Genomic DNA, 18142 nt, shown 5'->3' on the forward strand with positions numbered 1-18142 from the left:
TCTTCAACAAAATACTTAGTTTTGTCGGTGCGACGATTGATTAGCGTTGCAGGACTTTTTTACTTTGTTTATTATCAAAATATTAACAAAAAGACCGGCAACTGTTATGGTTTTTGTAAAAATATAAATTTCACTGCTAACAAATAAATATTCCGTAAAAACAATGCCGACACGTTTTTTGCGATCATCTTTACTGCTCTTTACCACTCTTTTTTGTCTTTCTGCAAAATCTCAAACTGTTAATCCAATTTCAATAAATCAATTGACCACCTCATCTAATTGGGTCGATTCGGTTTTTCGAACGTTAACCCCCGATCAAAAATTGGGGCAATTAATGATGATAACAGCTTATTCACGTGCAGACAGAAGTCAGGTTGGCAGGATTGAGGAGCTGATAAAATATTATCATATTGGTGGGTTAATGTTTGCACAGGGTGGTCCGCAAAGGCAAGTAAACATGGTCAATTATTATCAGTCCAGAGCGACAATACCCTTATTAATTTCGATGGATGCAGAATGGGGCTTGTCAATGCGCTTAGATAGCACGATCAGCTTTCCTCGCCAAATGACGTTAGGCGCAATCACAGATGATAAATTGATTTACGAATTTGGGAAAGAAATGGCTCGTCAGCTGCGTAGAGTTGGTGCTACCATGAGTTTTTCTCCTGTTTTAGATATTAATAGCAATCAATGGAATCCGGTAATTAGTACACGTTCTTTTGGAAGTGACAAGCACGAAGTGACCAAACGGTCGATTCAATATATGAAAGGGTTGCAAGACGGTGGCGTTATTGCTTGTGCAAAGCATTTTCCAGGTCATGGAGATACGGATGATGACTCTCATACCTCACTGCCAACATTGTTCAGAAGTGTTGCTACAATGGACTCTGTAGAGCTTTATCCCTACAAACAATTAATTCCAGCTGGATTAATGGGGGTAATGGTAGGGCATATTAATGTACCTGCTTATGACAAAAGTGGAAACCCTGCCAGTCAATCTTACAATTTATGTTCAACATTACTAAAGAACCAAATCGGTTTTAAAGGATTGGTGATTACTGATGATTTGAACATGAAGGCTGCAAATGGTAATTTCTCTTCAACAGAGTCGGCCGTAAAATCGCTTATTGCAGGGAATGATATTCTGTTAAACCCTGAAAGCATTCCTGCAACTGTTGCCGGAATTAAAACGGCCATACAGCGGGGACGGTTGTCATGGATAGAAATTGATGCTAAGGTGAAAAAGGTTTTAGCCGCCAAATATGCGGTTGGATTAAATCTGAGAACACCGCTGGATACAAAAAATGTCATTGCAGATATTAAAACGAATGATGCTAAATACCTCAATTACGAGTTAGTGAAAAATTCATTGACCTTAGTTCGAAATCAAAAGAGCCTGCTACCAATTGTTGATGTTGAGAAACAAAAAATAGCAGCAGTAAGTATAGGTGCAGAATTAGATAATTCATTTCTGAATACGTTAGCCCGCTACGGACCCGTACAGCGCTACAATGTTTGGATGAATGATGAAGATTCGTCTTATAATAGTCTTTTGAAATCATTAACAGGTGTACAAACCATTATCATCGGGCTACACAGTATTGATACAAATGTTAAAGACAATTTTGCAATTTCTGAAAACGCCAGAAAACTGATCGTACAATTAAGTAAAACAAGTAATGTGATCTTAACCGTTTTTGGAAATCCATATTGCATTACCAATTTTGATTATGTTCCGGCTATCTTGATTGGCTATGATGATAATTCTTTAGCCAGAAACCTTGCTGCACAGGCAATTATGGGTGGTATTGGCTTAAGTGGTAAGTTACCTGTAACTGTTGGGGTAGGTTTTAAAAAAGGTGATGGGGTAACAACAAAAGCAACGCGACTTGAATATGCAATGCCTGAAGCAGCAGGAATCAAAACATCAGACCTGAACAAGATCGATTCCATTGCATTGGATGGTGTTAATAAGCAAGCATATCCGGGTTGTCTAGTGTTAGTTGCTAAAGATGGAAAAGTGATTTACGAGAAAGCATTTGGTTTTCATACATATGATAAGTTAATACCTGAACAAACTACAGATGTATTCGACTTAGCTTCCATTACTAAAATTGCTGCCACCACTCAGGGAATCATGCGTTTATATGAACAAGGGCGCATTGATATGGATAATTCTTTTGGTACATACGTACCTGCCGCCAGAAATTATGATAAGTCGGGTATATTATTGAAAAACCTGATGACTCACCAGGCAGGTTTAACTCCCATGGTTGCTTTTCATAATCATTTAAGTGGTGACGAGTACGAGTATGATTCAACGGCTAATTTTCCTATACGCGTAGCACAAGACTTTTATTTGCGCAAAGGCTTCTTTGAGAAGGTTATGCTTCCCCGGATGTTAGCGTCTAGGTTAAATACACCTGGAAAATATGTTTATAGTGATTTGAGTATGTATTTCATGCAACAGGTTTTGCAGGATGTAAGCGGACAAAAATTACAGGATTATGTAGCCTTAAATTTTTATAAGCCACTTGGTTTATCAACCATGTGTTTTAATCCTCGCTATCATTTGCCATTAAACAGGTTAATTCCAACAGAAAATGATAAATGGTTTCGTCATCAATTGCTTTTAGGTGATGTGCATGATCCCGGAGCTGCTATGAGTGGTGGAGTAGCCGGACATGCTGGTTTGTTTTCGACAGCTAATGATCTTGCTGTATTGATGCAAATGCTTTTGAATGGAGGAATCTATGGCGGTCAACAATACTTTCGTCCGGAAACTATTCAAAAATTCATTGCCTATCAGAATCCAACAATCAGCAGAAGGGGCTTAGGGTTTGATAAGCCTGAAGTTTCCATGAAAGAGCGTTCTTATGGAGCAACGGCCAAGGAAGTTTCTGATGACACATTTGGTCATACCGGTTTTACCGGAACATGTGTTTGGTCTGATCCCAAGTACAATTTAACCTATGTTTTTCTTTCCAATCGTGTTTGTCCTGATGCAGATAACAATAAACTTGGTGGAATGGGTATCCGTCCTAAAATTCATCAGGTTGTTTACGATGCAATTTTAAAGCAATAATTAAATTGCTATCCTTTATTTCTTACGCCTTTTTTATAACTTGTAGATAATCTACTATTTATCTACTTGATTATGAAAATTCGCTCTTCTATTATTTGCCTATTAGGCTTATTTATCTTTATGGCAAGCTGTCAGAAAGATATTGATGAATCACCTTCCGGAAAAAAACCTCAACCATTAATTGAAACCAAACCATTGTTAAAGCTTATTCATATGGATAGTGGTTTCCTTTATGATGAGAACTTTAGTTATTTGAATGGAACCAATAAATTACAAGAATATATCACAGTCTCAAATCTGGGAATATCTCAAAAAATCACAATCTCTTATGATTTGAATGAAAATATTGCTGGATGTACCTACAGTTTTTACCGTAACGGTGCCCCACTTTTTGTTCTTAAACATGAGTATTCAACAAATGCGTCGGGGAAAATTTCAGGAATAAAGACATATTTTAACAATTCACCGCAAAGACTCGCACTGTGCAACTATAATACAGGTGGACTTTTAGATAAAATAGAATGGTTAAACATGGATAGTACAGTGGCGAGCAGGGTTGAATTTAAGCATGATGCTAAGGGGAACGTAACTTATGAATGTGTGTTTAATGGAAATCAAACCAAAGCTTTCCAAAATAGCTATTTTTCTTATGATAATAAGAACTCATCCTATAAAAATGTCAGGAACATCGAAGTGTTATACCTGATTTTCTTTGAATATTGGAAGTATATTGAACCAATAAACGATGGAGGTATGCTAAATCAATTACAATACTTAAACCCTACCAATAATATGACATATGGAATAGCTAAATGGCTTAATCGTACAATGGGAATTGAAGGGATTAACTACAAATACAGAACCGATAATTATCCCGAGATTAGGACCATCTCCAGTAGTATTTACGATATTTCATACTATTAATTAAATACGACCGATTTCATATAAATTGTAAAAACAATTGCTTAGGTCTTTAGTTTAATGTTTATTAAAACACCTATTTTTAATTGTAACTTCGAACTGCAAATGAATTTGTGAGATCGACAGTAAACCTATTATATAAATGAAGATCGGAATTGTATGTTATCCTACCTTTGGTGGTAGCGGAGTAGTAGCCACCGAATTGGGAAAAGCATTGGCTGAAAAGGGCCATAAGGTGCACTTTATAACCTATAGTCAGCCAGCAAGGCTCGACTTTTTCTCAGAAAACCTATTCTACCATGAAGTTTCAGTAAGTAATTACCCGTTATTCGATTATCCACCGTACGAATTAGCCTTGGCAAGCAAACTTGTTGATGTAGTAAAGTATGAAGGTCTGGATCTTTTGCATGTTCATTACGCAATTCCACATGCCTCTGCAGCCTATATGGCCCGTCAGATTTTGGCTTCAAACGGAATTCACATCCCTTTTATAACTACCTTACACGGTACTGATATTACCCTGGTAGGGAAAGATATAACTTACAAGCCGGCAGTAACGTTTTCTATTAACCAGTCTGATGGGGTTACTTCTGTTTCAGAACATTTAAAAGCAGATACCTATCTGCATTTTGATATAGAGAATGACATTAAAGTGATTCCTAACTTTATTGACTTCCGCCGATTCAGCTTAAAACCACGTGACCACTTTAAAAAGGCGATTGCCCCTAATGGTGAAAAGATCATTACCCATACGTCTAATTTTAGGGCTGTTAAACGTGTAACAGATGTGGTGGAGGTATTTGCGAAAATAGTGACAAAGGTACCTGCTAAGTTATTGATGGTAGGAGATGGTCCGGAACGTGTAAATGCTGAACAGCTTTGCCGTAAATTAGGCATCTGCGATCAGGTACGTTTCTTAGGAAAACAGGAAGCGGTAGAAGAGATTCTCTCCATTTCAGACTTGTTTATTATGCCATCGGAAAATGAAAGTTTTGGATTGGCGGCATTGGAAGCCATGGCTTGTCAAGTTCCGGTGATATGCTCGAATGCCGGTGGTATGCCTGAACTGAATGTACATGGGGTTACAGGCTTTATGAGTAATGTAGGTGATGTGACTGATATGGCCAAGAATGCGATCTATATTCTGGAAGATAATGAGCGATTAGCCACTTTTAAAGCTGCAGCATTAGCCCGCGCCAAAGAGTTTGACATAAGTTACATCATGCCTATTTATGAAGAGTTTTATAAGGAGGTGATAGAAAAAAGTAAACAGGCTGTTGTTTAAAATATAGAAAGCCATCCCGGTTTAACCGGGATGGCTTTTTTTGTTTACAAAAATGAATGTATAAAAAAAGCTGTCAACAGTATTTACTGAGACAGCTTTTTCTTATTCTGATGTTAAACGTTATTTCACTAAGCGTTTAACGAAAAGCAATTCTTCTTTGCTTAAATATCTCCAACGTCCACGAGGAAGGTCCTTTTTGGTAAGATTTGCATAAACTACACGGTCAAGTTTTTCAACCTCATAGCCCATTTGTTCAAAAATACGACGAACAATACGATTTTTACCACTGTGAATCTGGATACCAACTTCTTTTTTGCTGGCTCCTTCTACGTAAGATAGGTCATCAGGTTTAACAAAACCATCTTCTAACTCAATACCTGCTTCTAAACGTTCAAAATCATCCTGACGGAAACTTTTGTTTAAGGTAGCATGATAAATTTTAGGAACTTGGTTTTTAGGGTGAGCTAATTTCTCAGCCAAATCACCATCATTTGTTAATAATAATAAACCGGTGGTGTTTCTATCTAAACGACCAACTGGATAAATACGCTCACTTGATGCCTTTTGAATAAGGTCCATAACGGTTTTACGCTCGCGCGGATCATCTGTTGTAGTAATGTAATCCTTAGGCTTATTTAACAGTACATAAACCATTTTCTCACGACGCAGCAACTGGCCATTAAAATGAACGGTATCGCTCACATTAACTTTATAACCTAATTCGGTAACAACTTGTCCGTTAACAGATATTTCGCCTAATTCAATTAACTCGTCAGCTTTTCTGCGTGAGCAAACTCCTGCATTAGCGATATAACGGTTTAAGCGGATTTCATCAAAGTTTTCAGGTTGATCATCTCTTCTTTTGCTAGAAGGTTTTCTGTCTCTGAATCCTCTATCCTTGAAATTTTTAGAAGGATGTTTTCTTTCGTTGTAATCGCGTTCGTATTTCTTAGCTCTTTCTTCTGCGTTGAATGGTTTACGTTCACGATCTCCGCTAAACGATTTTCTATCGGATGAACGATCGCCATATGGCTTACGCTCTCTGTCATTACCGTAAGATTTGCGTTCACCACGATCACCGTAAGGTTTGCGCTCACGATCGCCGCTGAATGATTTTCTATCTGATGAGCGATCGCCGTATGATTTACGTTCACGATCTCCATCGAATGATTTATGCTCGCTACGATCACCATATGATTTACGTTCACGATCTCCATCGAATGATTTACGTTCGCCACGATCACCGTATGGTTTGCGTTCACGATCTCCACTAAACGATTTTCTATCTGAGGAGCGATCTCCGTAAGATTTACGCTCACGGTCTTCACCGTATGATTTTCTTTCGCCACGATCTCCATAAGGTTTACGCTCACGGTCGCCGTTAAATGATTTTCTGTCTGAAGAACGATCTCCGTAAGGCTTGCGTTCACGATCTCCGCCAAATGATTTTCTATCGGCAGAGCGTTCGCCATATGACTTGCGTTCGTTATCAAATGATTTCTTTTCTGGACGATCGCCATACGATTTGCGTTCACGGTCGCCGCTAAATGATTTTCTTTCCGATCTGTCGCCGTAAGATTTACGTTCACCTTCGCTTCTGAATGATTTACGTTCACCAGAACGTTCTGTACGGTCGTTGCTAAATGATTTTTTCTCATCACGGCTTGTTCCTGCCGGTCTGCTTGTTCTTTTTCCTGCACTATCCCCTCGTCCACGTTTTGCGGAGATGTCTTCACGACTTTTCCTTGGTCTGTTCATTTCTTATAAGATTAACTATGAAAAAAATAAATGGAATGCCTTTTTGCTAACCGATTGAATATTTAACGGCTTAATAATCTGGCCTTCCAATTTTAAATTGGGGCAAAAGTACGCATTTAATTTGTCATCGAACGTTGAATGGAACTTAATTTTTTTTGAAAAAAAATGCCTTTTAAGAAATCGAGGTTTAACAATCATTAAACCTCGATTTTTGCTAAAATTTGTATAAAAAATTTAACTAATATTTTTAGTTTTCTTGCAAAAGCTTGTCTGTCAACAAAATATCGCTTACTTTTGTCGCCGGAATTGTGTGGGGAAGGGCTTATTATATCCCTCCCAAGTGTTAATCACCTAAAAGGTTTTATAGAAATAGAATGAAGAAACACTTTAGTATTTGCGCACTTTTACTTGCGTTCTCGGTTTCAGTTTTTGGAGCCACTAATAGTAAAGACAAACCGGATGATCCATTTAGTTCAGCTTTAGTAATGAAGCAATCGGACTATAAATCATCACAAAGTTATTTGATTGAAGCATTGGCGTTTTCCGGTGAAGCTGTACCTTTCGATAACGATATTGTTTATGACAAGTTTATCAGAAATCTTAATACAAGAGTTTCACATAGCTTTATCGAAAATCTACAGAACCTTTCATCGAAATGGTTTCCTGTAATTGAACCAATCTTAACCCAATACGGTATTCCCGACGATTTTAAATTTATACCAGCGATTGAATCAGGGTTCAACAGAAACGCTCGTTCACGTTCTGGTGCGGTAGGGTTTTGGCAATTTATGCCAGCAACTGCGCGTGCATATGGTTTACGTGTAGGTAAAAAAGGAGACGATCGGAAAGATGTTGTTAAATCGACTATCGCTGCGTGCCGTTACTTAAATGATCTTTATGAGCGACTTGGTTCGTGGACACTGGTTGCTGCTGCCTACAATGTAGGACACGGTGCCTTAGAATCTGCAATGAATCGTCAGAATGAAGAAGACTACTTTGATCTTAAGTTAAATAAAGAGACTGGTAATTATGTGTACAAGGTGTTAGTTTTTAAACACGTTTTTCAAAATGCAGATGATTACGATCCTTACTTTAGCAGTTCATCAGTAAGAGTAGCTGATATGCAAGGAATAGGTAGTATTGGCTTGTTAAGTTTAGGTGCATTAACCGGATTGGTTGACCCAAATGCTAGCAATCAATCTCCTAAACCAATAACAGAACCAATTCAGCCAAAAACAGGCAGCTCAAAAAAGAAATTGATTGCTCGTGCAGGCAGATTGTTTAACTGGATATAAAAACAATTAACTGGTATGATAATTGATAACATGCCGGTTAAATAAGATATAAGTTTAACAGAGATTAATGTATTTTAATCTTGCTTAGATTTAATGACTATGATAAGAAAGCACTTCATTGCGTGTGCTTCTGGTGTAATAGTGTTCGCTCTCATTAATTTATTGTTCTTTAATTCAAATTCTGGATTTTCCATTAATAAGGGAAATCTGAGCACTACATCAGCAAGTACAAAGGTGTCACCAGTAGTACCGGACTTTGCCGGAGAGCAAATCCCGTTACAAGACGCCCAAGTAAAAAAGCGGTTTTTTGCCACATTGCATCGTACAAACATGACAAATCGTCAAGTTTATACTGCAAGAGTAAAAGCAAAGAGATGGTTTAAAGTGATTGAGCCTATTCTGGCAAAGCATGGAATACCTCAGGATTTTAAATATGTCCCGCTAATTGAGTCAGGCTTCAGTACAGACACTTCTGCAAAAGGAGCAGCCGGATTTTGGCAGTTTATGCCAGGCACGGCGCGTCACTTTGGATTGGCTGTAGGAAATGGCGTTGATGAACGCTATGATCCTGTAAAATCAACAGATGCAGCTTGTCGTTATTTGAAAGTTTTGTATAAACAATTCGGTTCATGGACGATGGTTGCAGCAGCGTACAACATTGGGTCTACAAGACTTCAAAGGCATACGAAGCAACAAAATGAGGATGATTACTTTAAGTTACAGCTCAATAAAGAAACATCGAGCTACGTTTACAAGTTAGTTGCCATGAAAACGGCTATCAACAAAAACAAAGTAAACATTGTAACTAATCAAACTCCCATTAAAACTGTTTCAGCAGGTTATTCGATCAACTTGAGTAATTTATATGCTTACAGTCCGGAGTTTATTACCAATATGCTTAAGCGCGTTGGTTATTCCTCTTTAAAGAACGTAAAACAGAATACTGCAAGAAACTAGTGCAGTAGGTGAAATTTAAAAAGCCGCCCCGGTTCAACCTGGGCGGCTTTTTGTTTTATTATCAGCTGATTTTGACTTTCTTATCGCGGAGGCCCACCGGCAGATTTAAATCCACCTAAATTATAGTTAAGACCAACTCTGATCACACGGCTGATCGTTTGATTCTTACTAGTCTGAACAAACTGTCCTGAAGTAATCCTTGCCGCATTGCGGGTATTAAATAAATCGTCGGCACTCAACGTGAAGTTAAGTTTTCTGTTCAGGAAGCTTTTTCTCAAGTCAGCTCCAGCAGTAACATAGCCTTTGGTATAACCCTGAACAAATGCCTGTGGTCCAAAATAACGAATATTAGCTCCAAAGTTCCAGTTTTTAGGCAATGTTAATCTTGCGTCAGCATTACCATTATAACTATACCTGTCACGGTTTTGCTCACTTTGTAGCCTGTTCGTAAAGATATTCCTGTTAACACCTGCTCCAGCATTGATATTCAGCTTTCCTGCAAAAAACATGATGCTACCATTTACGTCAACACCCCATGCTTTATTTTGACCCAGGTTGAAATAAGTAGTATTAGAGATATTCCTTGGGCCAACAACTGTATAGCTGGTAATCATATCATCTGTTTGACGGTAATACAATGAGGTACCAATGCTTCCCACACCGGTAAAACGGTTATAACCCAACTCGAAAGTGTTACCGCGGGAAGGATTAAGATTGATATTACCTTCTTTTATATTTAACGGATCTGTTATATTGACATAAGGATTAAGCTGGTCCATTGTTGGGCGGTTAATCCTGTTGCTGTAACCAAAACGCAAACTCTGTATATCATCAATTTTATACATTACGTTTATGCTTGGATGGAGAGTCAGAAAAGGTTTATCAAAGTCTTTATCGGGAGAAACAAGGTTATTAACAACCAGATTGTATTGTTCCAGACGTAAACCTGCTGTAATGGTAAATTTACCTAACGATTGTGTGAACTGAAGATATCCCGAACTAATCAAATCATTTTTATCGAAGTCATTACGAAGTGAATCAACTTCATTAAAGCCATTGCTGCCTAATGTGTCGATCCTATAACGGTTCATGTCTAGTGATAAGTCTGAGCTAATACCCGCTTCAAAACGGCTTTTATTCTGATTGAAAGGCCAAATTAAATCAGCCTTAAAGTTGATTGAATTAGTGTAATCACGGCTATAGGTTCTTTGTAATGTAGTGTCATTGACAGGAACGTACTCCTTTACAAAATTGTACTGATCGTAATTGCTGTTACTTGTGCGATTCGTTCTAGAATAGTTGATCTCCGTTTTAAACTCCTTCATGCTTTGGAAACTAAATGCATTCATTCCACGGCCTCCACCCATGCCTCTGCCTCCACCACCGGCATTTCCCATCATCGGAACAACAGCTCCTCCGCCGGCACGTTGAACCATATCTCGCATTCCTTGAGGATTATTTTGCATAACACGGCGTAAAGAATCTGCCATGCCAGGGTTTTTCTGCATTACAATTCGCATTGAGTCGGACATCTTGGTCATTCGTTCTGCTGCTTTCTGCTGACCCTTATCCATGAAAACATGGCGATAACCAACACCAGCTTTCATCGTCAGATTGTCACTTCCCGAAGAAGTAATTCTATTGAAATTACGGTACTGAATTTTATCCTTATCAAGTTGATTACTTAGTGAACTGTTGTAATTATCATTGTTGCTAACCGTAAGTCCAAGATTAAATGTCATACTGTTAGCCGGATTGAAACGATACGTATTATTAGAAAATAAGTTATGATTCTGAGCGCTATTGTTACCAATGCTCGACTGGTTTAAATAAGTAGTGCCGTTTACACTAAAGTTTTCACGTTGTAATTCGCTTGCCGTATTATTACTAAATGGGCTGTAATTATAATTGTTAAAGCTGGAGAATTTGCGTGTATAATAATTAGCACTTAAGCGGCCACTATAACGATTTCGGGTATTAGCATTAAAGCCTACAACTGCACTACTGCCACGCAGCCCTGCACGGTTCTTGGTTACAATATTGATGATACCACCAGACCCTTCGGCACTGTACTTTGCGGACGGACTAGTTAGTACTTCAATCTTTTGCAACGCACTTGCTGGTATCATATCCAGCACCTTTGAAAGCTCTGTTGGTTCTCCATCGACTAATACTTTAATATCACTGCTTCCTCTTATCGAAATTTTTCCATCACCATCTACCTGTACGGAAGGAATGCGTTGTAATGCTTCAACAGCAGTGGCTCCAGAGTTTTGCAAACTTTCTTCCACATTATACGTTACTCCTTCAGCACCAACCTGAAAAGGGCTTCGTTGTGCTGTAACAGTAACTTCATTAAGCTTGTTGGAAGTTTGTTTAAGCTTCAGATCACCAATGTCTATAGTAGGTTTACCTTCATTGATAGCGATATTGTTTAAAGTAATGGTTTCATACCCAACGTAGCTAATAGTGATTTTATAAGCACCAAATGGAATTTTTTGGAAAAGAAATTCGCCACTCTCATTGGTATAAGTACCTTTTGAAGCTGCCGTTTCAGTTGATTTTAATAGGGAAATAGTTACAAAATCTAACGCTTGCTGCGTTTGTGAGTCGATAATTTTACCTGAAATTTTCCCTGAAGTGGCAACTTTGGTTGAAGTGTTATTTTGGGCATTAGCTGAAAACGCTGCCAAGATGAATAGAATAAGTAAGATTCCCAGTTTCTTACTAAATGATAATAAAGTCAATTTCACGTATGTTAGTTTAGTTATTTCAAAGATAGATTTATAAAACGTAATAAGGTTTAAGGTAAGTATGCAACAATACAGTTACCCGGATTTTACTAAAAAAATAATCATGAGTATTGAATAACACGCAATATCAAACCCTTACCCGTAATATTATTTCCTTATCTTTGCGACCATATCATGTTTCTTGCTAAAAAAACCAGCATTGAGTTTAGCACTCATGCAACAATGAAAGTTGTTTGGCTGGTTCTTGATGGCCATTAATAACAGATCATCTTTCAGAAAAAATGAGTGAAAATTTTACCGATTTAGGTGAGCAGGCCGAAGTTGAAGTTTACGGTGCCCGTGTTCATAATCTGAAAAATATAGATGTTTCCTTTCCTCGTAATAAGCTGGTTGTAATTACCGGACTGAGTGGTAGTGGAAAATCGTCATTAGCATTTGATACAATCTATGCTGAAGGGCAACGACGCTATATGGAAACATTTAGTGCCTACTCCCGTCAGTTTATGGGTGGTATGGAGCGTCCTGATGTGGATAAAGTGTCAGGCTTGAGTCCGGTAATTGCGATTGAACAAAAAACTACCTCTAAGAACCCTCGTTCAACGGTTGGAACAATTACAGAGATCTATGATTTTTTGCGCTTGTTGTATGCACGTATTGCGGATGCCTATTCGTACAATACCGGCGAGCTGATGCAAAAAATGTCGGAGGAACAAATTATCAATACCATTATGGAGCAATATGATGGTAAGGGCATTAATATATTAGCTCCGGTTGTAAAGGGAAGAAAGGGTCATTATCGCGAACTGTTTGAGCAAATTCGCAAGCAAGGATATACGAAAGTTAGGGTCGATAATGAGATTTTGGATGTAACGCCCAAAATGCAGTTAGATCGTTATAAAATCCACGATATTGAGATTGTAATTGATAGGGTTGAAGCCAAAGCAGATAACCGAAAACGCATTGTTGATTCTGTTGCTGCTGCCATGAAACAAGCTAAAGGCATCATCAAAATTGCTGACAAGGAAAATAACGTTTCTCATTTCTCGAAGTTTTTGATGTGTCCGACTACAGGAATTTCTTATGATGAACCGCAGCCTAATACGTTCTCATTTAACTCACCATATGGCGCCTGTCCTAAATGCAGTGGACTAGGATATGTGTTAGAAGTCGACGAACATTCGGTAATACCCAATCCTAAGTTAAGCATTATAGAAGGAGGCTTAGCGCCTTTAGGAGAATACCGTGAAACATGGATGTTCCAAATGCTGAAGGCCTTAGCTAAGAAATATGAGTTCTCTCTATCGGCCCCAATTGAAAAATTGTCGCCGGAAGTAAAAGATATTATTCTTAACGGTGCTCCGGATATCATTTCAGTTCCTGTAAAGTACGGTAGTCACAACACTCAAAACTACCAGGTTACATTTGATGGTCTGATTAAAACACTGGAAGAACAGCAGGAAAACCGGAAGGATGATGAAAACGGAACGGATCTGGAAGGTTTCAGAACGCTTAGGGTTTGTCCGGAATGTCATGGCGCTCGTTTGAAAAAAGAAGCCTTGCATTTTAAAATTAATGATAAGAATATTTTTGAACTAAGCTGCATGGACGTAAGCACCTTGAAGCAATGGTTTGAAAATATAGAAGAGCATTTATCGGAACGAAAAAATATTATTGCCCACGAAATTTTGAAAGAAATCAGGGCTCGTATTGGATTTCTTTTAGACGTTGGTTTAGTGTACCTGACGCTTGACCGAACAGCAAGAACACTTTCTGGTGGAGAAGCACAACGAATTCGTTTGGCAACGCAGATTGGTTCGCAATTGGTCAATGTGCTTTACATCTTAGATGAACCAAGTATTGGGCTGCATCAGCGTGATAATACCCGTTTGATTGAAGCTTTAAAAAGTTTGCGAGATGTAGGCAATACTGTATTAGTGGTTGAGCACGATAAAGATATGATCATTGAGGCTGACCATGTAATTGATATGGGGCCTGCCGCGGGTGTGCATGGAGGAGAGGTTGTTGCTCAAGGACCTCCAGACCAATTGTTGAATTTTCACACGATAACAACCGATTATATAAACGGGGTTAAGGGTATTGAAGTTCCTGCAAAACGTCGGGATGGTAATGGTCACCTGTTAAAACTGATTGGGGCAAAAGGAAACAACTTAAGAAATGTTTCAGTTGAATTTCCTTTAGGTAAATTTATTGGAGTTACTGGAGTTTCAGGAAGTGGTAAATCAACTTTAATTACAGAAACTCTTTATCCAATTCTTAACCAATATTTCTTCAATGCAAAGAAGAAGCCATTGGAGTATTCAAAAATCGAAGGATTGGAACATATCGATAAGGTAATCGAAATTGACCAAACACCAATCGGACGTACACCTCGTTCAAACCCATCCACTTATACCGGAGTGTTTTCTGATATCAGGAATTTGTATACGCAATTGCCTGAATCAAAAATCAGAGGATATAAACCCGGACGTTTTTCTTTCAACGTAAAAGGCGGAAGATGCGAAACCTGTCAGGGTGCGGGAATGAAGGTTATTGAAATGAACTTTCTGCCTGATGTGTTAGTGAAATGCGAAGAGTGCCAGGGAAAACGCTATAACCGTGAAACATTAGAGGTTCGTTATAAAGGCAAATCGATCAGTGATGTGTTGGATATGAGTGTAGAAGATGCTGTGCCGTTTTTTGAAAATATTCCTGCTATTTATCGTAAAATAAAAACATTACTTGATGTCGGCTTAGGTTACATTACACTTGGGCAGTCATCGGTTACCTTGTCAGGAGGAGAGGCTCAGCGAGTTAAATTGGCTACTGAACTCTCTAAAAAAGATACGGGAAAAACATTTTACATTTTAGATGAACCAACAACAGGGTTGCACTTTGAAGATATTCGTGTGCTGTTGGGTGTATTGAATAAATTGGTGGAAAAAGGCAATACTGTTTTGGTTATTGAGCATAATCTGGATGTTGTTAAAGTAGCCGACCATGTCATTGATCTGGGACCTGAAGGTGGAAGAGGCGGTGGTACAATTGTGTTTGAAGGAACTCCCGAAGGATTGACTAAGAGTAAGAAAAGCTTTACCGGAGAATTTCTGAAAAAAGAAATGAACTTGTAATAAGGTGAAATTTTGGTTTGTGTAAATTGATGTAATTTTCAACTAACGATGAAAAAGATTATCTCCGCAACACAAACTCGTGAGGCTGATGCCTATACCATAGCTCATGAACCCATTGCCTCCATTGATTTGATGGAACGGGCGAGTAAGGCGTTTGTTCAACGATTTATGATTGAAGTACCTCACAAGCATACTTCAATTGCTGTTTATTGTGGAACCGGTAATAATGGAGGAGATGGCCTGGCTGTAGCGCGCCTGCTAAATGCAGAGAAGTATAGAAATATAAGCGTTATTATTCTGCAACACAGTTTTAAAACAACTCCTGATTTTGAAGAAAACTTACGTCGACTAAAAAAAACATCAATTCAATATGAAATTATTCAGGATGGAATGGAGTTTCCTCCTAATCAAGCTGAGGTAATTATTGATGCTATTTTAGGATCAGGCTTAAATAAACCTTTAGAAGGTAGTATTGCCCTTTGGGTTGAACAACTGAATGGTTTTGAAAAGAATGTCATTGCAGTGGATATCCCAACCGGGATGTTTGCTGATCAATTGATCGATAAAGATGCCGTCATCCTGAAATCAGATCTTGTTATTTCATTTCAACGTCCAAAACTAAATTTTCTACTTCCAGAATCGTCACCGTTTATTAAGCAATGGGAAGTGGTTGACATTGGACTGGATGAGCACTTTATACAGCATTGTGTTAGCGATAAAGTTATTATAGAAGAGGCTGATATAAAAGAAATAATTAGGGTACGAGATAATTTTAGTTATAAAGGAACATACGGACATACACTAATTATTGCTGGGCAACCGGAAACCATGGGCGCGGCATTGTTGTGCGCTGAAGCAAGCTTAAATACAGGAAGTGGCTTAACAACTGCGTTTATTCCTGCATCAGGGTTAACTGCCTTAAACAGCCGGTTACCTGAAGTGATGGCAATTCCCGATGACCATTCAAAAATCGATTGGAAAAATTATGATGCAATCGCTATAGGACCAGGTTTAGGAAAAAATCTTACAGCAAAGGAATTACTAAGCTTAACACTCCAGAACTTTAGAGGTTCAATTGTATTGGATGCCGATGCGTTGAACATGCTTTCGGATGATCAGTTATTGTTCAACCTTTTGCCTGAACAATCTATCATTACACCACATGTTAAAGAATTTGATCGTTTGTTTGGCGAGCACTTTAGTTGGCATTCTAGGTTAATAACCATGCAGGAACAAGCCCGGGAACGGGATTTGATAATTGTACTTAAAAATCGGTATACGATCATTGCAACTCCTAACGGTTCCCTCTATTTTAATCTTACTGGAACGCCTGCGATGGCAACCGGAGGTTCGGGAGATGTATTAACAGGTGTTATAGCGTCATTATTAGCTCAAGGCTATTTCGCACCACAGGCTGCAATTGCAGGAGTCTATTTACACGGGAAAGCGGGATGTGAAATTGTCAGAAGAATGGGAATAAATGTTATTCCTGCGAGCCAATTAGCCACAGAGATAAACAAGGTAATGTATTCAATAGTAAAACACGATTAATCATTCAGTCAGGAAGAAAAATCAAAAAGGAATTGGTGTGATCAAACAAAAATCAGTGTAATCCAAACCTATATTTTCCCCATTACGTACATTTTGTCCATAGAAGGGTTTCTGCTTCCGCCACGAGGTTCAAGCGTTACAGCAAATGCCTGAGCTCCTTTGATATCTTTCATTTTGAACATTGTTTTCTGGTTCTTCTTCACATCAAAAACTCCTGCATCAATTGGTTTTCCATCAACTATGGCCCACAGTTGATATTGGTGCTCACTGTCATTTTCAGGTAGGTTAAGCATATCAACCATCACATTGGCACTTTTACTATTCCAATAAACCATGATTTCATTTCCGGGGAAAGAAGAGGTTGATGCTAAATGAACTTTTTTTACATCGGGGTTGTGTAACACTCCACGGTAAGTATTCATGTCATCTTTCATGGATGCCATGCTAGCTGCTATTTGGGCATTAGATGCTTGCTCAGTCAGTAACTCACGTTGTGATGAACGCCAACGTTCCCAATAAGTAAAAGCCGCAATACTACTAATCAATAATAAGGTTAAGCAGGCCGCCATTCCATAGGCAAATAATCTCGTTGGGTAGAGAGGAATAATCGGTTTGTCTACTTTGGTATTGGTTATTTGAGACATGATCTGTTGCTTTGTAATCGAACTTGGCTCAATTCCCATTGCCAAAGATGTACTTTCATGATTTTCTTCAATTTTAGCCAGTTCCTCTGCAATTTCAGGGTAATTGGCCGCCATGGCTATCACTTCCTGTGATTCAGCTTCTGAAAGAGCTCCGTAAACATACATTTCAAGTATCCCGGATTCAATATATTCTTTTACGTCCACAGCTAAAATCAATTAAAAAATTTACGTAATTCCATAATTGCCATGCGCAACCGGGTTTTCACGGTTCCTAATGGAATATTTAATTCTTCCGCAACTTCACTTTGTTTAAAACCCTGGAAGTATATCATTTCCACAATAGCCTTTTGATCGGGTTTCAGGTTTAGCAATAAATCCTTGATTCCGATGTGCTCTGGTGAAAGTGAAACATTGTTCAGATAATCAATAGTATTTACGTTGTTATCCAAATCCTGGTTTTTACTATCATTCCGGAAAGATTTAGAACGAAGCCTGTCTATCGCTTGGTTACGGGCTATATTGGCCATCCAAGTGAATAAACGTCCCTTTGATACATCATAACTTACCGCCTTTTCCCAAATCTTCAGAAAAACCTCCTGCAATACATCATTGGCTTCTTCTTCTGATTGAACTATCCGAAAGATTATACCATTTAATGCGGATGAATACATATTGTACAAGGCCTCAATTGCTAGCTTCTGTTTTTGCTTCAGCCCGGTAACAAGTTCATCTTCCGATAGCATTAAACGTTTCTTCAAGTGAAAT

General features: G+C 38.4%; 11 protein-coding genes. 7 read left to right on the forward strand and 4 right to left on the reverse strand.

Annotated features, from left to right (window positions below; genetic code table 11):
- The first annotated feature begins 163 nt into the window (after positions 1-163).
- The 3 genes from SOLCA_RS21385 (at position 164) to bshA (ending at position 5291) form a co-directional block, all read left to right on the forward strand.
- Positions 164-3085 carry a glycoside hydrolase family 3 N-terminal domain-containing protein gene (locus tag SOLCA_RS21385; protein ID WP_014682576.1) on the forward strand — a complete coding sequence of 974 codons (2922 nt, stop codon included), beginning with the start codon at positions 164-166 and terminating at the stop codon, positions 3083-3085.
- Positions 3086-3157: 72 nt separating this feature from the next.
- Positions 3158-4009, forward strand: a complete 852-nt coding sequence (locus tag SOLCA_RS21390) for a hypothetical protein (RefSeq protein WP_014682577.1) — start codon at positions 3158-3160, stop codon at positions 4007-4009.
- A gap of 139 nt (positions 4010-4148) precedes the next feature.
- Positions 4149-5291: an N-acetyl-alpha-D-glucosaminyl L-malate synthase BshA gene (bshA, locus tag SOLCA_RS21395; RefSeq protein WP_014682578.1), complete on the forward strand. Its 1143-nt coding sequence runs from the start codon at positions 4149-4151 to the stop codon at positions 5289-5291.
- Positions 5292-5411: 120 nt separating this feature from the next.
- On the opposite strand, the gene SOLCA_RS21400 is transcribed toward bshA, so the two are convergent.
- The gene (locus SOLCA_RS21400) at positions 5412-7049 is read right to left on the reverse strand and encodes a pseudouridine synthase (RefSeq protein ID WP_014682579.1); all 1638 of its coding nucleotides are present in this window, start codon (positions 7047-7049) and stop codon (positions 5412-5414) included.
- Positions 7050-7423: 374 nt separating this feature from the next.
- On the opposite strand from SOLCA_RS21400, the gene SOLCA_RS22610 reads away from it, so the two are divergent.
- A complete protein-coding gene (locus SOLCA_RS22610) occupies positions 7424-8344 on the forward strand; it encodes a lytic transglycosylase domain-containing protein (RefSeq protein WP_014682580.1) in 921 nt (306 codons plus the stop codon).
- Positions 8345-8443: 99 nt separating this feature from the next.
- A complete protein-coding gene (locus tag SOLCA_RS21415) occupies positions 8444-9301 on the forward strand; it encodes a lytic transglycosylase domain-containing protein (protein WP_014682581.1) in 858 nt (285 codons plus the stop codon).
- A gap of 80 nt (positions 9302-9381) precedes the next feature.
- On the opposite strand, the gene SOLCA_RS21420 is transcribed toward SOLCA_RS21415, so the two are convergent.
- Positions 9382-12054 (reverse strand): TonB-dependent receptor domain-containing protein, encoded by a 2673-nt coding sequence (locus tag SOLCA_RS21420; protein WP_014682582.1) that lies wholly within the window; start codon positions 12052-12054, stop codon positions 9382-9384.
- A 281-nt stretch (positions 12055-12335) separates the two neighbouring features.
- Here SOLCA_RS21420 and uvrA point away from each other — a divergent pair, with 281 nt between their 5' ends.
- Positions 12336-15182: an excinuclease ABC subunit UvrA gene (uvrA, locus tag SOLCA_RS21425; protein ID WP_014682583.1), complete on the forward strand. Its 2847-nt coding sequence runs from the start codon at positions 12336-12338 to the stop codon at positions 15180-15182.
- A gap of 48 nt (positions 15183-15230) precedes the next feature.
- A complete protein-coding gene (locus SOLCA_RS21430) occupies positions 15231-16733 on the forward strand; it encodes a bifunctional ADP-dependent NAD(P)H-hydrate dehydratase/NAD(P)H-hydrate epimerase (RefSeq protein WP_014682584.1) in 1503 nt (500 codons plus the stop codon).
- Between the two features lie 68 nt (positions 16734-16801).
- On the opposite strand, the gene SOLCA_RS21435 is transcribed toward SOLCA_RS21430, so the two are convergent.
- Together SOLCA_RS21435 and SOLCA_RS21440 are read right to left on the reverse strand one after the other, a co-directional pair.
- Entirely contained in the window at positions 16802-17581 is a 780-nt protein-coding gene (locus SOLCA_RS21435) for an anti-sigma factor (RefSeq protein WP_014682585.1), read from the reverse strand.
- An 8-nt stretch (positions 17582-17589) separates the two neighbouring features.
- Positions 17590-18135, reverse strand: coding sequence for an RNA polymerase sigma factor (locus SOLCA_RS21440; RefSeq protein WP_245536735.1), 546 nt, complete (start codon positions 18133-18135; stop codon positions 17590-17592).
- Positions 18136-18142: the final 7 nt, after the last annotated feature.

It is taken from the genome of Solitalea canadensis DSM 3403, assembly GCF_000242635.2.
GTDB classification, from domain to species: Bacteria; Bacteroidota; Bacteroidia; order Sphingobacteriales; family Sphingobacteriaceae; genus Solitalea; species Solitalea canadensis.

What these genes read in the sequence shown, in the direction of transcription:
- SOLCA_RS21430 (WP_014682584.1), top strand. Translation starts at nt 15,231, where the DNA reads ATGAAAAAGATTATCTCCGCAACACAAACTCGTGAGGCTGATGCCTAT.
- SOLCA_RS21415 (WP_014682581.1), top strand. Translation starts at nt 8,444, where the DNA reads ATGATAAGAAAGCACTTCATTGCGTGTGCTTCTGGTGTAATAGTGTTC.
- SOLCA_RS21385 (WP_014682576.1), top strand. Translation starts at nt 164, where the DNA reads ATGCCGACACGTTTTTTGCGATCATCTTTACTGCTCTTTACCACTCTT.
- uvrA (WP_014682583.1), top strand. Translation starts at nt 12,336, where the DNA reads ATGAGTGAAAATTTTACCGATTTAGGTGAGCAGGCCGAAGTTGAAGTT.
- bshA (WP_014682578.1), top strand. Translation starts at nt 4,149, where the DNA reads ATGAAGATCGGAATTGTATGTTATCCTACCTTTGGTGGTAGCGGAGTA.
- SOLCA_RS21400 (WP_014682579.1), bottom strand. Translation starts at nt 7,049, where the DNA reads ATGAACAGACCAAGGAAAAGTCGTGAAGACATCTCCGCAAAACGTGGA.
- SOLCA_RS21390 (WP_014682577.1), top strand. Translation starts at nt 3,158, where the DNA reads ATGAAAATTCGCTCTTCTATTATTTGCCTATTAGGCTTATTTATCTTT.
- SOLCA_RS22610 (WP_014682580.1), top strand. Translation starts at nt 7,424, where the DNA reads ATGAAGAAACACTTTAGTATTTGCGCACTTTTACTTGCGTTCTCGGTT.